A 21,603-nucleotide genomic window follows, 5' to 3' on the forward strand; every position below is an offset into this window, starting at 1 on the left:
CCACTTCAAACAAGACACGGGTATTTCATATCGGTACAATACTCGTGTCTTGTATCAGCTTAATCAACAACCTTTGCAATAAAAAACGGTGATTTAAGGTCTACACTCTATAACAATCGTTATAACAGACTTTATTTATGCTTAAATCACTCTATTCCCTTTATCGCTCCATACTGGACAAATTCTCCTTGCTTGATGGGCTGGCCCCTTTGATGTTGAGGCTGATCCTGGCACCTGTGATGATCATCGCCGGATACAGCAAACTAAACCTGGCCAACAGCGAACTCGATTGGTGGCAGCGTCTGCTGGCCGATGAAAACGTGGTTGCCTGGTTTGGTAACGCACAGTGGGGACTGGGCTTACCGGCTCCAGATCTGCTGGCGTTCCTGGCCGGCTGGACCGAGTTCTTAGGGGGCTGGTTGTTGTTAATTGGCCTGGCTACGCGCCTGGTGTCTGTGCCACTTGCTGTGACTATGTTTGTCGCAGCCACTCAGGTGCACTGGCATAACGGCTGGTTTTCGGTCGCACCAAGCAATCCGGATACCAGCGCGGCGCAGGTATTTGCCTGGCTGGGCAGTGATGCTGCCGAGCAGAGTCTGCAAGCCAGTACAGAGGTGGCAGAGCGGCTGTCCCGTATCAAAGAAATAGTAGAAGCCAATGGCCTGCCGGAGTACCTTTATGAATACGGTAACCCCGTGATCCTGAACAATGGCATTGAGTTCGCCGCCATTTACTTCGCGATGCTGATAAGCCTGTTTTTTACCGGTGGCGGGCGCTTTTTTAGTGTAGATCACTGGGTTCGAAAACAACTTGAACCCGATCCGCGTTATCTGCCCTAAGCGATTTTTAGAGACAGGTACTAAACTTTTAGGACTGTGTCGCGTTAGAATAGTGAGCGAACAGAATTTTTAGGAATTACAAATGGATGCCATAGAACTATTATTGACGCGACAATCCGACAGCAACTTGTCTTTCCCGGGACCCGATGCCAGACAGCTGGAAGTAATACAAAAAGCCGCCCTTAAGGTGCCGGATCATGGTGGGCTTAAGCCATGGCGCTTTTTTGTGGTAGAGGAGCAGGGCAGAGAGAGGCTGGGCGAGATCTTCCATCAGGCTGCCGTTGAGGAGCAACAAGAGCAGCGTATCATCGACCGTGCCAAATCATTGCCAGAGCGTGCGCCTATGTTGATCATTGCCGTTTCGCCCTACATGGAGCACCCTAAAGTGCCCAGAATTGAGCAAATAGAAAGTGCGGCTTGTAGCGTTTTTGCGATGCAGCAGGCAGCCTTTGCGCAGGGCCTTTCGGGTGTTTGGAGAACAGGCTACTTCGCACAAAGCCGCTCAGTTAAACGCCAGCTTGGGCTAAATGAGCAGGATGAAATCGTTGGTTATCTGTATCTGGGCACACCAACGGTGCAGTGCACTAAACCTGTCAGGCATCAGCCTGAAGACTTCTTCACGAAGTTATAATACGAAGGTGTGTTTGAGGTAGAAAAGAAAATGCCGCCAGATGGCGGCATTGGGCTCAGATAGGAACTGTTTGTCTTTTGCTATTAGCGTGTAAGATAAACAGAGCCTACAAACTTAGAAGTAACCACGAACACCCAGTTTGAAGTTACGACCCGGCAGTGGCGCCTGCTCTTTGATAAACGAGCTGTGTACAAAGCCAAGTTCATCTGTGATGTTGTCGACATTCACATAACCAACCAGGTCAACGCCGGACACGCTGAAGTCATAACTAAAGCTGGCATTGAGTAAAGTATAGCTGTCGGTCTTAGTTTCAGACTGTGCTAACTTGTCCTGCGTCATATAATGTATGGCGCTCAGCTCAGTGGCGAAATCTTCCAGTTCAAAACGGTAGCTTGTACCCAGCTTGTTAGCCGGAATACGTGGCAAGTATTCGCCAGAATCAAGCTCAGCTCTCAGGTGATCACCAAACACCTTGATGCGATTACGGGCGTCAATCTGATAGTGGGCATCAAATTCAAAGCCATATAGTTCAGCATCTGCACTTTCGAACTGATAAACAGGTAAAGCACCATCGTGATGATGATCAGCCAGCTCTACACCGTGCTCGCCTGTGTACATATAACCCGTGTTACGCTGGTAATAGTAGTTTGAAACATCATTGTAGAAAAAGTTTACTGTGTAACCAAAGTCGCCAATAAAGCGTCTAAAGCTGATATCCAGGTTCGTCGATCTTTCCTGTTCGATGTTTTCTGGCTCAAAGTGTACTTCATCGCCTTCAATGTGGTAACCAAGACCCAGCTCGTATGTAGAAGTGGCAATATGCAGGCCGTTTGATAGCAGCTCGGCAGTCAGAGGCGCACGCTCAGAGCGAGACAGGTTAATGGCAACATTGTGGCCTTCAGTATAATCATATACCGCACCAATTGAGGCGCTGAAGTTCGTGGTATCCAGCGTATAGTCGATTACCTCGGCCATGTGCTCATCGTCATGACTTTCATGCTCGTGGTCATGCTCGTCGTGACCGTGGTCATCATGATCGTGTTCGTGGTGCTCATCGTGGCCTGACGTAAAGTTGCTAGACAATGCGAAGTCTTCAACACGTGCACCCAGCTCTAACGTTACATCACCAAAACGACGCTCTTCAAGCACGTAAAGGGCGTGCGTTTTTGTATTGGTTGCTGGAGTGAACGCTTCCGCGCCCTCTGCGGCGTAGTCACTGTCAGAGAAGTGATAACCGATAATACCGTGCCACTCGCCCAATCTGTGCTCGATATTAGTTCTCAGCTCAGTGGTTTCGTTGCTGAAGCGCGTGCCTACCGCACCATGTTCAATCTCAGAGTGTTCATAATCGGTGAAACCTGCGCGTACCTGAATAGATTCAATCCAGTTGTTGTGCATTGCATAGGTAAACAGTGCTTGCCATCTGTCTTGTTTAACACGCGCGAAGACTGATTCTTCTTCTGCGCCATGTGCATGATCGTGCTCGTCTTCACTATGCTCATCATGGTCGTCATGAGCATGTTCGTCGTGGTCATGGTCATGCTCGTCGCCATGGTCGTGATGTTCATGAGAGTGGGCAGGGATCCCATAGTCTGTTTCAATGCGACCGTAAGATAAGCCAACCGTCAGGTGATCGCCAACGAAGCTGGTACCAATATTAAATTGCTCAGAGTCGATGAAGGTATTAGCTACACGCTCTGCGTATTCAGTCTCGCCATGTGACTCTTCACCATGTTCTTCTTCTGCATGCTCATCGTGACCGTGTTCCTCATGCTCATCATGATGCGCTTCATCGTGGTCATGATCTTCATGGTCTTCGCCCGGCAGAGCAAAGCGCGGTGTGTCATAGTCGCCACCTTTACGCGTTACGCCATCAAAGTGGAAGTTGAAACCGTTGTTACCGGCTTCAAATAACGCGGCCACTGTATTGGTGTTTGAGTTAGTGTCGTGGCTGAATTCAGCTGCGCCCTGAACTCCCTCGATCACATCAGTGGGGATGCGGTTATCAACCACATTAACAACACCACCAATGGCGCCTGAGCCATAAAGCAAAGTAGCAGGGCCACGTAGTACTTCAATTTGCTGTGCTGCCAGAGAGTCATTGGTATTCGCATGATCAGGACCAACACGAGAAGCATCACTGCTGTCCAGACCGTTTTGGGTGACCTTAACGCGCGGACCGTCTAAACCACGAATGATCGGGCTAGAGGAAACAGGTCCAAAGTAGCTGGCGTTAATACCTGGCAGTTGTTTTAGCGTTTCACCAAGCGTAGGCTTGGCACTGTTTTTCAGCTCATCACCACCGAGTACGGCTACAGGTGATGCCATTTCGATGTTACTCTTGTGCAGCGCAGAGGCATACACAACAACGCTTTCAACCGAGCTGGGTGCCAGCTTTACGGTAACGTATGGAGAGTCCGGGGAGACGTCAATACGCTCATTGATAAAGTTGTCTTTGCTGACATGCAGCTGTGAATCCTGATCGACATTAATGCTAAACTGACCGTTAATATCGGTTTTAACGGACTGCGACTTACCGTGTAAATGTACGGTGGCATTAGGAACAGGTTGATTATTGGTATCCAGCACTTTACCTTTCAGTTGTGCGGCAGAGGCGTGAGAGGAAAAAATTGCGCTGGTAATGGCAAATGTGATTAAAGACTGCTTAAACATAACACTCATTCTGGATTGTTTATACTTGCAATAATATAACACTGCATTATTGCGGTTTCAATGATGTTATACTATCTCTTTAAGTTTGCATTATTTTGACGGCTTCATATAGTTAAAGTAATAGGTTCAGGTACACATATCATGGCTGATCTCTTTGTTTTTAAAGTGCGGATGAACATTGCAGACTTGTTTCATCATGCGCATCATCAGGAAGTGTTCACCGCAGCGTTGCAAAAAGCCGAAACGCTGGAGCACTTTGTGTTGAAGCTAATCGGTTTCTGTGGCTTATCGTACCTGGATAACGTGCACTGGCTGGGGGTGAGAGAGAAAAATCAGCCCGATGTCTGGCTTGAAAATGCGCTCGGGCAAATCGACGTTGCGCTGTATGTTGGGGAGCCTAGCCTGAGTGAGCTGCAAAAGTATCGTAAGCATGCCAATAAAGTGGTCTGTCTGGTGGCCGACGCAGACGCTTGGTACAAAGACCTTGCCCCCCACCTGATAGCGATGCAGGACATCCGTATTTTTTCTTTATCGGCGGACTTTGTGAGTCAGCTGGCTGGTGCACTGTCACGCAGTCTGCACTGGGATGTGGTGATTGATAATGGCGTGATAAGCGTCAGTGATAAAGCAGACTACTATCAAAGTGAGATCATTAAACTACACTAGCTTAATGATCACATCGGTCACGGGCTTGCTGCAACAAAGTAAAATTTCTCCGTCACGCACAAACGCGAGTGGTTCCTGATTGTAGGCTATCTTTCCCCGGCAAAGCTTGGCACGGCAGGCACCACAAAACCCCTCGCGGCATTGATAGGCAACTTCAACTTGATTCGCTTCTAGTGTAGCAAGGAGTGAAGGGGAGTGAGCCGCATGTAACAGCGGCTCCTTTTCTGGGTCAAGAAAGATTTTTTTGACTGGCCTGTCCGTCATTACAGGTCAAAATCACCAAAGTCTGAGGCATCGACTTCTGAGTCAATCTGACCAACCAGATATGAACTAATCTCGGCTTCTTGTGGGGCAACCTGAACATTGTCAGACACCAGCCAGGCATTGATCCAGGGGATAGGGTTGCTGTTACTTTCAAATTGCGCCGGCAAACCCACCGCGGTCATACGGACATTGGTAATGTATTCAACATACTGACACAGGATGTCTTTGTTAAGGCCAATCATAGAACCGTCTTTGAACAGGTATTCCGCCCATTCCTTTTCCTGCTCTGCGGCTTCGACAAACATCTGAATTGCCTGCTCCTGACATTGCGCGGCAACGATGGCCATTTCTGGATCGTCTTTGCCGTCTTGCATAATGTTCAGGATGTGCTGAGTACCAGACAAGTGCAGTGCTTCATCGCGGGCGATCAGCTTGATGATTTTAGCATTACCTTCCATCAGCTCACGCTCAGCGAACGCAAATGAACAGGCAAAGCTGACATAAAAGCGAATGGCTTCCAGAATGTTCACTGACATAATGCACAGATAAAGCATTTTTTTCAGCTCAAACAGGTTAATGTGCACTGTCTCGCCGTTGATTTCGTGCTTACCTTCACCGTACAGATTGTACAGAGAAACCTTCTCGATTAACTCGTCATAGTGCTTAGTCACGGCCTCTGCACGCTCACTGATCTTGTCGTTCTCGACGATATCATCGAAAATAAGCTCAGGGGATTTTGTCACATTACGAATAATGTGAGTGTATGAGCGACTGTGAATGGTTTCACTGAATGCCCAGGTCTCAATCCAGGTTTCCAGCTCAGGGATCGATACGATTGGCAACAAAGCCACGTTTGGAGAACGGCCCTGAACACTGTCTAACAGAGTTTGGTACTTCAGGTTACTCAGGAAAATGTGCTTTTCGTGCTCTGGTAGTGCCTGGAAATCCAATCTGTCTTTGCTGACATCGACTTCTTCGGGACGCCAGAAAAAAGACAGTTGCTTTTCGATCAGTTTTTCAAAAATAGGGTATTTTTGCTGATCATAACGGGACACATTAACAGACTGACCGAAAAACATCGGCTCCTGTAATTGATTGTTGTGGGTTCTGTTAAACGTAGAATACGACATAGATAATTCTCGACACCAAAAAAGAGCGGGTAAAATACCCGCTAACCAAGATTAGATTTTACAAGCGCCGCCTGCACAATCATCGTCTTCAGCCTCAGGCTTCATTTCGTCCTGAGCGTCCGATGCACCGTCACGGGTGTTGTGGTAATACAGGGTTTTTACGCCCAGTTTATATGCAGTAAGCAGATCTTTGAGCAACAGCTTCATTGGTACTTTACCGCCTTCAAACTTAGTCGGATCGTAGTTGGTGTTGGCAGAAATTGTTTGGTCAACAAATTTTTGCATAATACCTACCAGACCCAGATAACCATCGTTTGACGGGATATCCCATAATAGCTCGTAGTTATTCTTCAATCGCTCGTACTCAGGTACGACTTGTTTAAGGATACCATCTTTACTGGCCTTAACGCTAATGTGACCACGCGGTGGTTCAATACCATTGGTTGCATTTGAGATCTGAGAAGAGGTCTCAGACGGCATCAGTGCAGACAAGGTTGAGTTACGCATACCGTATTGCATGATGTCCTGACGCAGTGCATCCCAGTCCAAGTGTAGTGGTTCACTACAGATAGTATCGACATCTTTTTTGTAGGTGTCGATTGGCATAATGCCTTTTGCGTAAGTCGTCTCATTAAATTTAGGACATGCACCACGTTCCTGAGCCAGCTTGTTAGACGCTTTCATCAGGTAATACTGGATGGCTTCAAACGTTCTGTGCGTCAGGCCGTTGGCACTGCCATCTGAATATTTCACGCCATTCTTAGCCAGGTAGTAGGCAAAGTTAATGACACCAATACCCAGTGTACGGCGTCCCATAGTGGCATTTTTTGCCGCAGGGACAGGGTAGTCCTGGAAGTCTAGCAGGTTGTCTAGGGCACGAACGGCCAGCTCAGCTAACTCTTCGAGTTCATCCAGGCTGCTGATGGCACCCAGGTTAAATGCAGACAGGGTACACAGTGCAATTTCGCCTTCTTCGTCATTAACATGACTCAGTGGCTTAGTCGGCAACGCAATTTCCAGACACAGGTTAGACTGGCGGATAGGCGCAACTTTGGCATCAAACGGGCTGTGCGTGTTGCAGTGGTCTACGTTTTGCAGATAAATACGACCTGTGCTGGCACGCTCCTGCGCGAACATAGAGAACAGCTCAAGTGCTTTAATGCGTTTCTTACGGATTGACTCGTCCTGCTCGTACTGTACGTACAGGCGCTCAAATTTGTCCTGATCTTCAAAGAAGGCATCATACAGGCCCGGTACATCTGACGGACTGAATAGGGTAATGTAATCATCTTTGATCAGACGCGTGTACATGGTTTTGTTGAACTGTACACCGTAGTCAAGGTGTCTTACCCGGTTCTCTTCAACACCACGGTTATTTTTCAGTACCAGCAGGTTTTCAACTTCCAGGTGCCAAAGCGGGTAAAACAGCGTTGCTGCTCCGCCACGTACGCCACCCTGAGAGCAGCTCTTTACAGCTGTCTGGAAGTGTTTATAAAAAGGAATACATCCTGTGTGGAATGCTTCGCCATTGCGAATAGGGCTACCCAGCGCACGAATTCGACCTGCATTGACACCAATCCCGGCACGCTGACTGACGTATTTTACGATGGCAGACGAGGTGGCGTTAATCGAATCCAGGCTATCTGCCGTTTCGATTAATACACATGAGCTAAACTGACGCGTTGGTGTACGTACGCCCGACATAATAGGTGTCGGTAACGAGATCTTGAACTGAGACACCGCGTCGTAAAAACGCTTGATGTAGTCAAGGCGCGTTTCTTTTGGATAATCAGAGAACAGGCTGGCCGCAACCAGAATATACAAAAACTGTGCACTTTCGTAGATTTCGCCAGTAACGCGGTTCTGAACCAGGTATTTACCTTCCAGCTGTTTTACCGCAGCATAGCTGAACGACATATCACGGTCATGATCAAGGAAGTCGTTTAGTTGCTCATACTCTTCGCGGGTATAATCGGTCAACAGACCGGCATCGTAGCGCTTGTCTTCAACCAATTTAGTCACGTGGTCGTAAAGATGAGGTGGCTCAAACTGGCCATAGGCCTTCTTACGCAAATGGAATACAGCAAGACGCGCCGCAAGATATTGGTAGTCTGGTGTATCTTTTGAGATCAGATCGGCAGCTGCTTTGATGATAGTCTCATGAATGTCTTCTGTGCGAATACCATCATAAAACTGAATGTGAGACTTAAGCTCTACCTGAGAAACCGACACATTATTCAGGCCTTCGGCAGCCCAGTTTATCACTCGATGAATTTTATCTAAATCAAGCGGCTCTTTACGGCCGTTACGTTTACTGACAGATAATTGTTGGTTCATAGCTACGCCTGTATTCCCCCGGAATGCGGTAATTGTCATCGCATATTCATAATTGCTTAGCATTTCACCACTATATATGGTGTCCGCTAGAAAGAGGATCACAAGATAGTGGGGTTATCACCATTTTGCAATAGAACAACTTTCCATGGATTGTGGATAACATAGGGATAATATTTTTATGTTAGCAAACACTAACCTTCTGCTATCCAACATCGCAGTAAGCAAAAAAAAATCAACTCGCGTCAGCCGATTTTTCGCTTTTTTTAAGAAATTTTCGCAAACTGCGCGACTGTTTTTTTTCTGCGCAAGTTTGTTCTCAATATAGTATAAAGCACAACATATAGTGGTGTTTTATTATCATAGGCACTAAATATGAGAAAATAGCGATTCTGGGTTAGTAAGATCCAGATCCGCAGACCAGCTTTGTGCCTCTTTAAGGGATGGAATGAATCCCCATAAGGCTGCCGCTGAGCGCATACCCGCCGCTTTCGCCGCGGTAATATCGCGTGCAGCGTCCCCCACATAAATACAGTGCTCGGGATCCACGCCCAATTTCTCGGCGACGAGTAGCAAAGGTTCTGGGTGTGGTTTGGCAACACTTAAGGTATCGCCGCAGACAACGACCTCAATGTCACTCAGTGCCTCTATCTGTGCCAGCAAAGGCAGAGTCAGAAAAGTCGGCTTGTTGGTCATAATGCCCGTTTTTATCCCTTTATGTGCAAGTGTCTCTAAGAGTGATTCAACGCCTGAAAAACAGCGAGAGTGCACCGCCAGATTTTGCGCATAGTAGTCGAGTACTTGCTGTTTAAGCGTTTCGAAGTCGAATTCGGTCAGCTTATCACCAAAGCCAACTTCCAATAGCGCTTTCACACCATTTGAGATAGCAGGACTATAAACAGCAGGCTCTACTTGTGGCATGCCATGTCTTTGCAGTACATCGTTAAGTGCGGCGCCCAGGTCAGCACGGGTATCGAGCAAGGTACCGTCGAGATCAAAAATTACGGCCTGTGTCATGCGAGTTTCTCGAAGTGGAGGAGGTAATTCACACTGACGTCATTGCTCAGCGTAAAGGTTTTGCCGAAAGGGTTGTAGTTGATCCCGGCAGCGCGGCGTATCTTCAGCCCTTCGGCTTCGGCCCAGCCAATTAAAGTAGAAGGGCGAATGAATTTATTGTGGTCATGGGTACCCGGCGGCACCATCTTCAGTACACGCTCAGCGGCAACAACGGCCAGCAAAAAAGCTTTGTGGGTCTTATTCAGTGTGGAGAAGAACACATCGGCGCCGGGTTTAGCTGCTTTTGCTACTGCGGCCACAATAGAGGCCGGGTCGGGTACGTGCTCAAGCATTTCCATGCAGGTGACGACATCAAATTGTTCACTATGGTGCGCTGCGAACTCTTCGGCTGATACTTTGCGATAGTCAATTGAGACTCCGGCTTCAAGTGCGTGCAATTTGGCTACATTGAGTGGCTCCTGGCCGAGGTCGATACCATGTGCTTTGGCACCCATTTTGGCCATGCTTTCTGTCAGAATGCCGCCGCCACAGCCCACATCCAGTACTTTTTTTTCAAATAAGCCACCACAACGGTCATTGATAAAGTCTAAGCGTAGCGGATTGATGTCATGCAAAGGTTTAAATTCACCGTCGCGGTCCCACCAGCGCTCAGCTATCTCTTCAAACTTGGCAATTTCACTTAAATCTACATTTTGATGTTCGGTCATAAAAAACTTCCTCGTTGAACTGAGGGCATTCTATCGGTATTGGATGAAATTTCCGAGTCATTTAGCCACTGCATTAACCCAGAAACTATGATAGTATCCCCAGTCGAACTAATAATAATTGAGCCTTTTGATGTCCATAGTGTGACACAAAAGGGAAAGACTCTGAAGGAAAGTGGTATTAAATGACTGATCTTGCCAATGAAATCCTCCCGGTCAATATCGAAGACGAATTGAAAAATTCCTACCTTGATTACGCGATGAGCGTTATCGTTGGACGTGCGTTACCGGATGTCCGCGATGGCCTGAAGCCTGTACACCGTCGCGTGTTATTCGCAATGAACGAGTTGCGTAACGACTGGAACAAACCTTATAAAAAATCGGCCCGTGTTGTGGGCGACGTGATCGGTAAATACCACCCGCATGGTGACAGTGCGGTTTACGATACCATTGTTCGTATGGCACAACCGTTTTCACTGCGTTACATGCTGGTAGATGGCCAGGGTAACTTCGGTTCAGTCGATGGTGACTCGGCGGCGGCAATGCGTTATACCGAAGTGCGTATGGCGAAAATGTCTCACGAGCTGTTGGCAGACCTGGAAAAAGAAACCGTTGATTACGTGCCAAACTACGATGGCACAGAACAAATTCCTGATGTGTTACCAACAAAAGTACCTAACCTGTTGGTGAATGGTTCGTCTGGTATCGCGGTTGGTATGGCAACAAACATTCCGCCTCACAACCTGACTGAAGTAATCAACGGCTGTCTGGCTGTGATCCAAAACCCGGATATCACCATCGATGAGCTGATTGATTATATTCCGGGTCCGGATTTCCCGACTGCAGCCATCATCAATGGCAAAAAAGGAATCGAGCAGGCTTATAAAACCGGCCGTGGTAAAGTCTATATCCGTGCCCGTGCTGAAATCGAAACAGATGAGAGAACCGGCAAAGAGACCATCATTGTCAATGAGATCCCATATCAGGTTAACAAAGCGCGTTTGATTGAGAAAATCGCCGAGCTGGTTAAAGACAAAAAGGTAGAAGGGATCAGCGCACTGCGTGACGAATCTGACAAAGACGGTATGCGTATCGTTATTGAGATCAAACGTGGTGAAGTGGGCGAAGTTGTTCTGAACAACCTGTATGCTCAAACTCAGCTACAAACTGTGTTTGGTATCAACATGGTTGCGCTGGATAACAACCAGCCTAAGTGTTTCAACCTTAAAGAAATGCTTGAAGCCTTTATTGTTCACCGCCGTGAAGTGGTAACGCGTCGTACCGTTTATGACTTGCGTAAAGCACGTGATCGTGCTCACACGCTTGAAGGTTTAGCGATTGCGCTGGCGAACATCGACCCTATCATTGAGCTTATCCGCAAGTCACCGACACCAGCAGAAGCCAAAGCGGCGCTGACAGCGCGCCCGTGGGAGCTGGGTTCAGTACGTTCTATGCTGGAGCGTGCTGGCGAAGAGAACGTGGCACGTCCAGACTGGCTTGATGCCGAGCTGGGGATCCGTGATGGCCAGTACTATCTGTCAGAGCAACAGGCTCAGGCCATTCTTGATTTACGCTTACACAAGCTAACAGGCCTTGAGCATGAAAAGATCCTGGCTGAATATCAGGAGCTACTGGATTTAATCGCAGAGCTGTTGTTGATTTTGTCTTCACCTGATCGTCTGATGGAAGTGATCCGTGACGAGCTGGCGGAAATTAAAGAAAACTATGGCGATGAGCGTCGTACTGAGATTTCTGCAGCGGCGCACGACATTAGCCTGGAAGATCTGATAAACGAAGAAGATGTGGTTGTGACCCTGTCTCACGAAGGCTATGTGAAATATCAGCCTCTGTCTGATTACGAAGCGCAGCGTCGTGGTGGTAAAGGTAAAGCCGCTACTAAGATGAAAGATGAAGACTTCATTGAGCGTCTGCTGGTAGCCAACACCCACGATACAATTTTGTGCTTCTCTACCTCTGGTCGTCTTTACTGGTTGAAAGTGTACCAGTTGCCACTGGCATCACGTGCCGCGCGTGGCAAGCCGATTGTTAACTTACTGCCGTTGGAAGCGGATGAGCGAATCACCACGATATTGCCGGTTAAGCAATATGAAGACGATAAGTTTGTCTTGATGGCCACGGCCAATGGTGTGGTGAAGAAGACGCCATTAACTGCATATAGCCGCCAGCGTGCAAGTGGTATTATTGCCATCAACCTCAATGACGGTGATAGCCTGATTGGTGCGGATATCACAGATGGCACTAACGACATCATGCTGTTCACCGATCACGGTAAAGTTGTACGCTTTAACGAGAAGCTGCGCGACGCTGAAACCGGCGAAGTGAAGATTGACGCGGAAACCGGTGAAGAAATGCTGGCATTGCGTCCAATGGGTCGTACTGCGACTGGTGTACGCGGCATTAAGATGCCGGATGACGTTAAAGTGGTTTCACTGATTGTGCCTAAGAACGATGGTGCGATTCTGACCGTCACCGAAAATGGTTATGGTAAGCGCACTCCACTTGACGAGTACCCGGCTAAGAGCCGTGCAACGCAAGGGGTGGTTTCAATCAAGGTAACTGAACGTAACGGCCGTGTAGTGGGTGCTGTTCAGGTTCAGGACAACGACGAGATCATGCTGATTTCGAACCGAGGCACGCTGGTACGCACCCGCGTGAACGAAGTATCGACAGTGGGGCGTAATACTCAGGGCGTTATTCTGATCAGAACGGTTGACGACGAGCAGGTAGTTGGTTTACAACGTATTGAAGAGATCGAAATCGACGACACCCTGGAAGGGGAAGCAGAGCTTGTTGAAACGCCTGACACTGACGAGCAGGCACCGGAGTAATCTGGTTCAAGACAAAAAAGCGGCTTAGGCCGCTTTTTTATTATTTCGACACATATAATTCGGGCGTACAGGCATCACATCCTGTGCGTTCACAAAAATAAGTAAGCACACTGCCTGTGGCAGTATAAAAACTGGAATGAGGAAACTATGCGCGTTTATAACTTTTGTGCGGGCCCGGCGATGTTGCCACCTGCTGTTATGAAAAAAGCCCAACAAGAATTTATTAACTGGCAAAACCTGGGGGTCTCTGTGATGGAGATCAGCCACCGTTCGGCACCGTTTTTAGAACTGGCGCGTGAATGCGAAGCAAGCCTGCGTCGTCTGATGAATATTTCGGATGAATTCGAGGTGCTGTTTATGCACGGTGGTGGTCGCGGCCATTTTGCAGCGGTCCCCCTTAACCTGCACCAGGACGATGCACCTGGGGTATATATCGAAAACGGGATCTGGTCTTGTGGTGCGACCAAAGAAGGTCAAAAGTTCACTCAGGTTGAGGCTATCGATATCCGCCGTGATCAGGATGGCGTGTTCGACGTGTTACCTGTTTCTCAGTGGGCACTACCTGACAACGCCGCATACATTCATTACTGCCCGAATGAAACCATCGACGGGATTGAGTTATTCGATGTGCCAAAACATCCGACGGCGCCAATCGTCGCGGATATGTCGTCCAACATTCTGTCTCGCGAAATGAATGTGGATGATTTTGACTTAATTTACGCAGGTGCACAGAAAAACATTGGTCCATCGGGTTTAAGCATAGCGATTGTGCGCAAAACGCTACTTGAGCGCAAAGGCCTACCGAGACCTGCTATTTTGGATTACGCAATCGAAGCGCAGCAACAAAGCATGTATAACACGCCACCGACGTTTGCCTGGTACCTGGCCGCCGAGGTATTCAAATACCTTGAGTCCATTGGTGGCGTTAAGGCGATGGAAGCACACAATAAAGAAAAAGCCGCGCTGCTGTACGATTACATCGATAGTTCTTCTTTCTACCTTAATAAGGTAGCCAAGCATTGTCGTTCACTGATGAATGTCCCATTTTGGTTGCATGATGAGTCTTTGAATGAGCAATTCCTGGCACAGGCGCAGGAACATGGTCTGATAGCACTGGAAGGCCACCGCTTCGTTGGTGGTATGCGTGCGAGCATTTACAACGCGATGCCCATTGAAGGCATCAAAGCACTGATCGCATTTATGGAAAAATTTGCGCAGGAGAACAGCTGATGGAACAACTGAGGTTAAACGCCATAGACAAGGTTAATGGCAGTGTCACGCTGCCAGGTTCAAAGAGCTTATCAAACCGAGTGTTACTGCTGGCTGCGTTGTGTGACGGCGTCACGCAAGTGAATAATCTACTCGACAGTGATGATATTCATCACATGCTTCAGGCACTTGCTCAGATGGGGGTGGAAGTAGAGCTCAATGAAGATAAAACCTCAGCCCGAGTCTTTGGGCAAGGCGGGCGCTTCAAAACGCCCTCAGAAGCCTTATTCTTGGGCAATGCGGGCACAGCATTCAGGCCGCTGACGGCTGTATTGGCAGCGAGTCAGGGCCAGTTTACGCTGATCGGCGAGCCGCGTATGGAAGAACGGCCCATTGGTCACCTGGTGGATGCTTTACATGCGCTGGGTGCGGACATCCAATATTTGAAAAACCAAGACTACCCGCCGCTACAGGTTAATGGTTGTGCAATTGAAGGGGGTGAAGTTGAAATTGATGGCAGCATATCAAGCCAGTTTCTGACGGCATTGTTGATGGCTGCCCCTTTGTTTGTCAAAGACACCACAATAAGAATAAAAGGGGAGCTGGTTTCCAAACCTTATATTGATATTACTTTGGGCGTGATGGCACAGTTTGGTGTCACCGTCAGCCATGATAATTATCAGGTGTTTCATGTTAAAGGTCAGCAAGGTTATGTGTCTCCGGGCGCCATCATGGTAGAAGGGGATGCATCCTCTGCTTCTTACTTTATTGCCGCCGCTGCCATCGCGGGTGGTGAGATAGAAATTAATGGCGTTGGACGCAAGAGCGTACAGGGCGATATTGGTTTTGCCAAGGTGATGGAGCAGGTGGGCGCAGTGATTGACTGGCATGATGAAAAGCTGGTTGTCCGCAAAGGCGAGCTGAAAGGGGTCGACATTGACGCAAACGCCATACCGGACGCGGCCATGACGCTGGCAACTGTGGCTTTGTTTGCCACAGGTAAAACTGCTATTCGTAATATCTATAACTGGCGCGTGAAAGAAACCGATCGCCTGTATGCCATGGCAACTGAGCTCAGGAAAGTCGGTGCTGAAGTAACTGAAGGGCACGATTTCATCGAAATCACCCCGCCTGATACGTTTAATCTGGCACAGATAGACACCTACAATGACCACCGTATTGCGATGTGCTTTTCCATGGTTGCCGTTGGTGGGGTTGATGTGATCATCAATGACCCTGGTTGTACGGCGAAAACTTTCCCGACTTATTTTGAGGTCTTATCTTCAGTAAGTCAGTAATACCTGTCCGGTTATATCTGTTGTCCTGAACACATCAGTTTAACCGGCTTTGGGCAGTCAGTTTTAATTACTGACTGCCTACCTGGCCCCATATTCCCGCCAACTCACTGTCGTAAATTTAAAATCAAACAAAAAGTTACATGTCAATAAGGATCTATTCAGCAAACTTGCGTATAATACCGGCGTTAATTTTTGGTGTGCATTTCGGGAGGTTTAAATGCAGGCTGTCATGCCAGTAATCACCGTGGACGGTCCAAGCGGCTCGGGTAAAGGAACGGTTTGTCGTTTGTTAGCTGAGAAGCTCGATTGGGACGTTTTGGATAGTGGCGCTATTTATCGCGTATTGTCTTTGGCCGCTATTCATCATCATATTGCACTCGATAACGAAGAGGCCTTAGTGCCGCTTGCCGCGAATTTGGATGTTCAGTTTCCAATCGATGGCGCTACAAAAAAAATAAAAGTGATCCTTGAAGGTGAGGACGTAACACATACGATCCGCAATGAGGAAGTGGGCGCAGCAGCGTCAAAAATCGCCGCATTACCTCGGGTTCGCGAAGCATTACTGCGTCGTCAAAGAGCCTTTCGAAGTGAAAGTGGTCTGATTGCCGATGGCAGAGATATGGGCACGGTTGTTTTCCCAAATGCTGAGTTGAAAATTTATTTAACAGCCAGCGCACAAGAGCGTGCAAAGCGTCGTTATCTGGAGTTGAAGGATAAGGGCCTGGATGTTACACTAGATGGTCTTTTAAGCGAGATTGAAGCTCGTGATGACCGCGATATGAACCGCAAAGTAGCGCCTTTGGTGCCTGCGGACGATGCTGTCGTGGTCGATACGACTGAATTAGATGCAGAACAAGTGTTTGCGAAAGTCATCACTTTAGTTCAAGAGGCGATTGCCGCAGGCAAGTTACCCGCATCAAGCTAAATTTTTTTAACGCGTTGGCAGGAAGCCGACGTTATATTAACCACCCCATGCAGCATGGTTGCTAATTGGAATGTTTATTTATGAGACGTATTTAGTATGTCAGAAAATTTTGCGCAGTTATTTGAAGAAAGCCTAAAGGGTTTTGAAGCAGAGCAAGGCTCTATCGTTAAAGGTACAGTTATCTCTATCGAGAACAACATCGTTCTTGTTGATGCTGGCCTTAAGTCTGAAAGTGCAATCCCTGCAGAGCAATTCAAAAATGCTGCTGGTGAACTAGAAGTTGCTGTTGGCGACGAAGTAGATGTTGCACTAGACGCTATCGAAGATGGTTTCGGTGAAACTATCCTTTCTCGTGAGAAAGCGAAGCGTCACGAAGCTTGGATCCGCCTTGAGAAAGCTTGTGAAGAACAAGAGACTGTTGTTGGTATCATCAACGGTAAAGTTAAAGGTGGTTTCACAGTTGAAGTTGATTCAATCCGTGCATTCCTACCTGGTTCACTTGTTGACGTTCGTCCAGTACGTGACACAACACACCTTGAAGGTAAAGAGCTTGAGTTCAAAGTAATCAAGCTTGACCAGAAGCGTAACAACGTAGTTGTTTCTCGTCGTGCTGTTATCGAGTCTGAAAACTCACAAGAGCGTGAAGAGCTGCTGGCTAACCTTGTTGAAGGTCAAGAAGTTAAAGGTATCGTTAAGAACCTAACAGACTACGGTGCGTTCGTAGATCTGGGCGGTGTTGACGGCCTACTTCACATCACTGACATGGCTTGGAAGCGCGTTAAGCACCCAAGTGAAATCGTAAATGTTGGTGACGAGATCGCAGTTAAAGTACTTAAGTTCGACAAAGAGAAGACACGTGTTTCTCTAGGTCTTAAGCAACTTGGCGAAGATCCTTGGGCAGCTATCGCTGGTCGTTACCCAGAAGGCGCTAAGCTAACTGGTCGTGTTACTAACCTAACTGACTACGGTTGTTTCGTTGAAATCGAAGAAGGCGTAGAAGGTCTGGTACACGTATCTGAAATGGACTGGACTAACAAGAACATCCACCCTTCAAAAGTTGTTTCACTAGGTGACACTGTTGAAGTTATGGTTCTTGAAATCGACGAAGAGCGTCGTCGTATTTCTCTTGGTCTTAAGCAGTGTAAAGCTAACCCTTGGCAGGAATTTGCTCGTCTACAGAACAAAGGCGACCAAGTTACTGGTAAGATCAAGTCTATCACTGATTTCGGTATCTTCATCGGTCTTGACGGTGGTATCGACGGTCTTGTACACCTGTCTGACATTTCTTGGAACACGCCTGGCGAAGAAGCTGTACGTGAATACAAGAAAGGCGACGAGATCTCTGCAATCGTTCTTCAGGTTGACCCAGAGCGTGAGCGTATCTCACTAGGCGTTAAGCAAATCGAAGCTGATCCTTTCAATAACTACCTAGACGCAAACAAAAAAGGTGCTATTGTTAAAGGTAAAGTGACAGACGTTGACGCGAAAGGCGCAACTGTTGAGCTTATCGAAGGCGTTGAAGGCTACATCCGTGTTGCTGACATCGCACAAGAGCGCATCGAAGACGCAACTAGCGTTGTTTCTGCAGGCGACGAAATTGAAGCTAAATTTGTAGGTGTTGATCGTAAGAACCGTACTATCAGCCTATCTGTTAAAGCTATCTTCGAAGCTGAAGAGAAAGAAGCGCTTGAGAAGCTGAAGAAAGAAGAGCCAGCATTTGAAAATGCAATGGCTGCAGCTTTCAAAAACGCTCAAAAAGACTAATATTCAGTCTTGAATAGAAGGGCACTTTTGCCCTTCTTTTTTATCTAAAGGAAACGCTATGACAAAGTCAGAACTAATCGAAAAACTTGCTGAGCAACATATTCACGTTCCAGTCAAAGACGTTGAAAATGCGGTAAAAGAGATTTTAGAGCAAATGGCAGGGTCACTTTCAAGCTCGGATCGCATCGAAATCCGCGGCTTTGGCAGCTTTTCACTCCACTACCGTTCACCCCGTACGGGCCGTAACCCTAAAACTGGTGAAACAGTTGAGTTGGATGGAAAGTACGTACCTCACTTTAAGCCTGGTAAAGAGCTTCGCGATCGCGTCAACGCCAGTCTAGAAAGCTGATTATAGAGGTAACGCTTGATCCAGGTAGTTAGAAAAGGACTATTTTTGATACTGGTGGTAATCGCTTTTGTGCTGGGAACACAAAACCCGGCGTTGGTAAAAGTTGACTATATCATTGCCAGTTCAGAAGTGCCGTTGGCCAGCTTAATGAGCCTATGCGTGGTATTTGGTTTGGTATTAGGGTTGTTGTTGGGCATTGGCAAAATAACGCAGTTAAAAAGGCAAATTCGCCAGCAACAGAGAGTTAATCAATCGACACAGCGCACAGCCGTAAATGATTGAACTACTTTTCCTATTGCTTCCCGTCGCAGCTGCTTATGGCTACGTTATGGGAAAAAACAGCGCCAAGAATCAAGCCCATGAACAAAACCGAAAAATTACCTCGGAGTACAGTAAAGGATTAAAGTTTCTTTTAGATAGAGAAGAAGATCAGGGCCTTGAGCACCTGATAAAATTATTAGAGGTCAGTGCTGACTCCGTTGAGCACTACCTCATACTCGCCACCTTATTCCGCAAAAGAGGTGAGCTCGACCGGGCCATCCGCATTCACGAACTACTTCTAAAGCAGCCAAGTCTGGACATTCAGGTGATTCAATCTTGTAAACTGGCGCTTGCAGAAGATTACATTATGGCTGGTTTACTAGACAGCGCCGAGGAACATCTGGTTGAGCTGGTTAAGGCTGACTATGAAGAGGCATTGATGCCTATTATTCAGCTGTATTCGCAAACCCGGGATTGGCAAAAAGGCGTGAGCATGTACGAAAGCCACGCAGAACTCTTTACCGAGCAAGTCTACTGCGCCGCCATTGCTAATTTTTACTGTGAAGCCGCACTGGAGTATCAGGCTTCAGAAAATCAAAGTACAGATCATTTCACCGATTACCTGGAGCGTGCACTTAAGCTGCCCAAAACGACGATCAGACCCCTCTATGAATTAGGCCATGATGCGCTTGGTAAAGAAGATAACGTGAAAGCCATTTACTATTGGCGTAAATTGGTGTCTCAGTTTCCTTGCGCCATTCCGCTTGTACTGCAAGATCTGCAGGTGTGCTATCAGCGCCTTAGTATTGAGCATGAGTTTCATGCACTGGTCAATGACTTGCTAAAAACCAGTGGTGTACTGGTAAAAATAAAACACTGCGAGGGGCTGGTTGAAGCTGGGCATGCTCAACAGGCGGTAGAGTACCTTACTGACAGCCTGAAACGCGAGCCTTCTATTCGGGGGTTCAGTTTTCTGCTCAAGCTACTGGCCACTAAGCAGGATAAGTTTCAGTCCGTATTAAATGAAGTAGACAATCTGGTATCTGCTTATGTTGCAACTAAGCCAGATTACCAGTGTCGAAATTGTGGCTTTACCAGCCACAAACTCTATTGGTTATGTCCCTCCTGTAAGTCTTGGGAGTCAATCTTGCCAAGTCAGGGCGTGGACGGGTATTAAAATATCGACATTTTACAAGGCGAAATAGGTCAACTATGTCAAATACTGAAATGAAAAAGGTGCTGATCGCACTGGATTACGACAATGAAGCTGCTGCGCTGGCGTTTGTATCCCAGCTTTCTCCGAATGAATGTCGACTCAAGGTCGGAAAGGAAATGTTCACCTACTTTGGCCCTCAGTTTGTCTCTAAACTGATTGATAAAGGGTTTGATGTATTCCTAGATTTAAAGTTTCACGACATTCCAAACACAGTTGCAAAAGCTGTCACAGCAGCAGCTGAGTTGGGTGTATGGATGGTCAACGTGCACGCCAGTGGCGGCACTGAGATGATGAGCAAAGCTAAGCAGGCACTAGAAGCTTACGGCGATAAAGCCCCGTTGCTGATTGCGGTTACAGTGTTGACCAGTATGGATCAGGCGCAGCTCAGCAAGCTGGGCGTAGACAAAACACCGCAAGAACAGGTGCTTTACTTAGCAAAGCTGGCAAAAGAATCCGGGCTGGATGGTGTCGTGTGCTCAGCTCAGGAAGCGCAGTCCCTTAAAGCAGAATTAGGTGACGACTTTTGTTTGGTTACTCCGGGGATCCGTCCTGCCGGAAGTGATGCCGGAGATCAGAAACGTATCATGACGCCTGAGCTGGCAATAAAGTCGGGCAGCGATTACCTTGTAGTGGGCAGACCTATCACCCAGGCGGCCGATCCGGTTCAGGCCCTCGGCGCCATCAACGAGTCAATTAAGGGTCTTTAAACCCAAACCGAATACCACTTTTCAGACCGGCTAACTTCAGGTAGCTGGTCTTGTTGCGCTAACTCAATGGGCTAGAGCGACTATCGCACCTCCTATTACACCAATTTTACTTTATACCCGTTCAATTTATATGTAGATGTCTCTGCGGTAGCATGACGCGTTGAGCATATTTTATCGCCTTTAAAGCGCACATTGAATAGGCAATTCGCTATCAACCCGTGCCCACATTAAGTTGGTTGCTCAGTTAAGTTTAGAAAAAACGACCCAATATCTATTAGCCTGCTACACTAATATTGTTACAGGAAGTTTATATTATGGCATCAGTATCACTATCAAGGAGCAGATATGGACCAACAACAAGTGGCCAGCATAGTGCATGGCCTGGCTAATGGCATTGACCCCATCACCGGAGAAATCCTGCCCGAACACTCGCCCTATAACCACCCTGATGTGATCAGGGCGCTTTTCCAGTCGTTACAATGGCAGCCAAAAGTGAAAAAAGTAAAGAAAACCCAGGCTCAAAAGCAGCAGGAAAACCTCGAGAAAGGGTTGCCGAAAAATTACGGTTTACCCTGGTCAGACACAGATATAGAACAGGTTATAGCGCTGTATAAAGGCAATACAGAGATTGACAGGATAGCAGGGGAGCTCGCTCGAAAGCCCGGTTCAATTATTGCCGTTTTAAACAAGCAAGGGTTTATCGACGATATACAGGCCCAGCAACTTAACCAGCAGTACAGATATCAGGCGCAGCGCTGAGCCATTTA

The 21,603-nt window shown here is 47.5% G+C and carries 19 protein-coding genes; 13 read left to right on the forward strand and 6 right to left on the reverse strand.

Features of this window, described 5'->3' with window-relative positions; genetic code table 11:
• Positions 1-137: 137 nt before the first annotated feature.
• Together TW77_RS07535 and TW77_RS07540 are read left to right on the forward strand one after the other, a co-directional pair.
• Positions 138-839: an HvfX family Cu-binding RiPP maturation protein gene (locus TW77_RS07535; RefSeq protein WP_046004358.1), complete on the forward strand. Its 702-nt coding sequence runs from the start codon at positions 138-140 to the stop codon at positions 837-839.
• A gap of 82 nt (positions 840-921) precedes the next feature.
• Positions 922-1,470, forward strand: coding sequence for an NAD(P)H nitroreductase (locus TW77_RS07540; protein ID WP_046004359.1), 549 nt, complete (start codon positions 922-924; stop codon positions 1,468-1,470).
• Between the two features lie 114 nt (positions 1,471-1,584).
• Here the strand turns inward: TW77_RS07540 and TW77_RS07545 are convergent, their stop codons facing one another.
• Positions 1,585-4,143 (reverse strand): TonB-dependent receptor, encoded by a 2,559-nt coding sequence (locus tag TW77_RS07545; protein ID WP_046004360.1) that lies wholly within the window; start codon positions 4,141-4,143, stop codon positions 1,585-1,587.
• Between the two features lie 141 nt (positions 4,144-4,284).
• Here TW77_RS07545 and TW77_RS07550 point away from each other — a divergent pair, with 141 nt between their 5' ends.
• Positions 4,285-4,809, forward strand: a complete 525-nt coding sequence (locus TW77_RS07550; RefSeq protein WP_046004361.1) for a YaeQ family protein — start codon at positions 4,285-4,287, stop codon at positions 4,807-4,809.
• Here the strand turns inward: TW77_RS07550 and yfaE are convergent.
• The 5 genes from yfaE to ubiG form a co-directional block, all read right to left on the reverse strand.
• A complete protein-coding gene (gene yfaE / locus TW77_RS07555; RefSeq protein ID WP_046004362.1) occupies positions 4,801-5,073 on the reverse strand; it encodes a class I ribonucleotide reductase maintenance protein YfaE in 273 nt (90 codons plus the stop codon). The genes TW77_RS07550 and yfaE overlap by 9 nt on opposite strands.
• Positions 5,073-6,203, reverse strand: coding sequence for a class Ia ribonucleoside-diphosphate reductase subunit beta (gene nrdB, locus TW77_RS07560; RefSeq protein ID WP_046004363.1), 1,131 nt, complete (start codon positions 6,201-6,203; stop codon positions 5,073-5,075). The genes yfaE and nrdB overlap by 1 nt, the downstream gene beginning before the upstream one ends.
• A gap of 51 nt (positions 6,204-6,254) precedes the next feature.
• The gene (gene nrdA, locus TW77_RS07565; RefSeq protein ID WP_046004364.1) at positions 6,255-8,540 is read right to left on the reverse strand and encodes a class 1a ribonucleoside-diphosphate reductase subunit alpha; all 2,286 of its coding nucleotides are present in this window, start codon (positions 8,538-8,540) and stop codon (positions 6,255-6,257) included.
• A 366-nt stretch (positions 8,541-8,906) separates the two neighbouring features.
• Positions 8,907-9,554: an HAD family hydrolase gene (locus TW77_RS07570; protein WP_046004365.1), complete on the reverse strand. Its 648-nt coding sequence runs from the start codon at positions 9,552-9,554 to the stop codon at positions 8,907-8,909.
• Positions 9,551-10,261: a bifunctional 2-polyprenyl-6-hydroxyphenol methylase/3-demethylubiquinol 3-O-methyltransferase UbiG gene (ubiG, locus tag TW77_RS07575; RefSeq protein WP_046004366.1), complete on the reverse strand. Its 711-nt coding sequence runs from the start codon at positions 10,259-10,261 to the stop codon at positions 9,551-9,553. Before ubiG ends, TW77_RS07570 begins: the two co-directional genes overlap by 4 nt.
• A 182-nt stretch (positions 10,262-10,443) precedes the next feature.
• On the opposite strand from ubiG, the gene gyrA reads away from it, so the two are divergent.
• From gyrA to TW77_RS07625, 10 genes are all read left to right on the forward strand, one after another.
• Positions 10,444-13,107 (forward strand): DNA topoisomerase (ATP-hydrolyzing) subunit A, encoded by a 2,664-nt coding sequence (gyrA, locus tag TW77_RS07580; RefSeq protein ID WP_046004367.1) that lies wholly within the window; start codon positions 10,444-10,446, stop codon positions 13,105-13,107.
• 147 nt (positions 13,108-13,254) lie between these two features.
• Positions 13,255-14,337 carry a 3-phosphoserine/phosphohydroxythreonine transaminase gene (gene serC, locus TW77_RS07585; RefSeq protein ID WP_046004368.1) on the forward strand — a complete coding sequence of 361 codons (1,083 nt, stop codon included), beginning with the start codon at positions 13,255-13,257 and terminating at the stop codon, positions 14,335-14,337.
• Positions 14,337-15,614 carry a 3-phosphoshikimate 1-carboxyvinyltransferase gene (gene aroA / locus TW77_RS07590; RefSeq protein WP_046004369.1) on the forward strand — a complete coding sequence of 426 codons (1,278 nt, stop codon included), beginning with the start codon at positions 14,337-14,339 and terminating at the stop codon, positions 15,612-15,614. The genes serC and aroA overlap by 1 nt, the downstream gene beginning before the upstream one ends.
• Before the next feature lie 217 nt (positions 15,615-15,831).
• Complete coding sequence (gene cmk, locus TW77_RS07595; RefSeq protein ID WP_046004370.1) at positions 15,832-16,539, forward strand: (d)CMP kinase; 708 nt, start codon at positions 15,832-15,834, stop codon at positions 16,537-16,539.
• Positions 16,540-16,635: 96 nt separating this feature from the next.
• A complete protein-coding gene (rpsA, locus tag TW77_RS07600) occupies positions 16,636-18,303 on the forward strand; it encodes a 30S ribosomal protein S1 (RefSeq protein ID WP_010384522.1) in 1,668 nt (555 codons plus the stop codon).
• Between the two features lie 58 nt (positions 18,304-18,361).
• On the forward strand, positions 18,362-18,652 hold the full coding sequence (ihfB, locus tag TW77_RS07605; protein ID WP_046004371.1) for an integration host factor subunit beta: 291 nt from the start codon (positions 18,362-18,364) through the stop codon (positions 18,650-18,652).
• A gap of 69 nt (positions 18,653-18,721) precedes the next feature.
• Positions 18,722-18,934, forward strand: coding sequence for a lipopolysaccharide assembly protein LapA domain-containing protein (locus TW77_RS26035; protein ID WP_428838742.1), 213 nt, complete (start codon positions 18,722-18,724; stop codon positions 18,932-18,934).
• Complete coding sequence (gene lapB, locus TW77_RS07615; protein ID WP_046004373.1) at positions 18,927-20,090, forward strand: lipopolysaccharide assembly protein LapB; 1,164 nt, start codon at positions 18,927-18,929, stop codon at positions 20,088-20,090. The genes TW77_RS26035 and lapB overlap by 8 nt, the downstream gene beginning before the upstream one ends.
• 35 nt (positions 20,091-20,125) lie before the next feature.
• Entirely contained in the window at positions 20,126-20,836 is a 711-nt protein-coding gene (gene pyrF / locus TW77_RS07620) for an orotidine-5'-phosphate decarboxylase (RefSeq protein WP_046004374.1), read from the forward strand.
• A 345-nt stretch (positions 20,837-21,181) separates the two neighbouring features.
• The gene (locus TW77_RS07625; RefSeq protein WP_046004375.1) at positions 21,182-21,595 is read left to right on the forward strand and encodes a hypothetical protein; all 414 of its coding nucleotides are present in this window, start codon (positions 21,182-21,184) and stop codon (positions 21,593-21,595) included.
• Positions 21,596-21,603 lie beyond the last annotated feature (8 nt).

It is taken from the genome of Pseudoalteromonas rubra (genome assembly GCF_000967655.1).
Taxonomy (GTDB): Bacteria; Pseudomonadota; Gammaproteobacteria; order Enterobacterales; family Alteromonadaceae; genus Pseudoalteromonas; species Pseudoalteromonas rubra_A.

Coding starts and splice junctions, on each gene's coding strand:
- cmk (WP_046004370.1), top strand. CDS start 15,832: ATGCAGGCTGTCATGCCAGTAATCACCGTGGACGGTCCAAGCGGCTCG.
- TW77_RS07570 (WP_046004365.1), bottom strand. CDS start 9,554: ATGACACAGGCCGTAATTTTTGATCTCGACGGTACCTTGCTCGATACC.
- aroA (WP_046004369.1), top strand. CDS start 14,337: ATGGAACAACTGAGGTTAAACGCCATAGACAAGGTTAATGGCAGTGTC.
- gyrA (WP_046004367.1), top strand. CDS start 10,444: ATGACTGATCTTGCCAATGAAATCCTCCCGGTCAATATCGAAGACGAA.
- yfaE (WP_046004362.1), bottom strand. CDS start 5,073: ATGACGGACAGGCCAGTCAAAAAAATCTTTCTTGACCCAGAAAAGGAG.
- TW77_RS07625 (WP_046004375.1), top strand. CDS start 21,182: ATGGACCAACAACAAGTGGCCAGCATAGTGCATGGCCTGGCTAATGGC.
- TW77_RS07540 (WP_046004359.1), top strand. CDS start 922: ATGGATGCCATAGAACTATTATTGACGCGACAATCCGACAGCAACTTG.
- lapB (WP_046004373.1), top strand. CDS start 18,927: ATGATTGAACTACTTTTCCTATTGCTTCCCGTCGCAGCTGCTTATGGC.
- serC (WP_046004368.1), top strand. CDS start 13,255: ATGCGCGTTTATAACTTTTGTGCGGGCCCGGCGATGTTGCCACCTGCT.
- pyrF (WP_046004374.1), top strand. CDS start 20,126: ATGTCAAATACTGAAATGAAAAAGGTGCTGATCGCACTGGATTACGAC.
- nrdA (WP_046004364.1), bottom strand. CDS start 8,540: ATGAACCAACAATTATCTGTCAGTAAACGTAACGGCCGTAAAGAGCCG.
- TW77_RS07545 (WP_046004360.1), bottom strand. CDS start 4,143: ATGTTTAAGCAGTCTTTAATCACATTTGCCATTACCAGCGCAATTTTT.
- rpsA (WP_010384522.1), top strand. CDS start 16,636: ATGTCAGAAAATTTTGCGCAGTTATTTGAAGAAAGCCTAAAGGGTTTT.
- ihfB (WP_046004371.1), top strand. CDS start 18,362: ATGACAAAGTCAGAACTAATCGAAAAACTTGCTGAGCAACATATTCAC.
- nrdB (WP_046004363.1), bottom strand. CDS start 6,203: ATGTCGTATTCTACGTTTAACAGAACCCACAACAATCAATTACAGGAG.
- TW77_RS07535 (WP_046004358.1), top strand. CDS start 138: ATGCTTAAATCACTCTATTCCCTTTATCGCTCCATACTGGACAAATTC.
- ubiG (WP_046004366.1), bottom strand. CDS start 10,261: ATGACCGAACATCAAAATGTAGATTTAAGTGAAATTGCCAAGTTTGAA.
- TW77_RS07550 (WP_046004361.1), top strand. CDS start 4,285: ATGGCTGATCTCTTTGTTTTTAAAGTGCGGATGAACATTGCAGACTTG.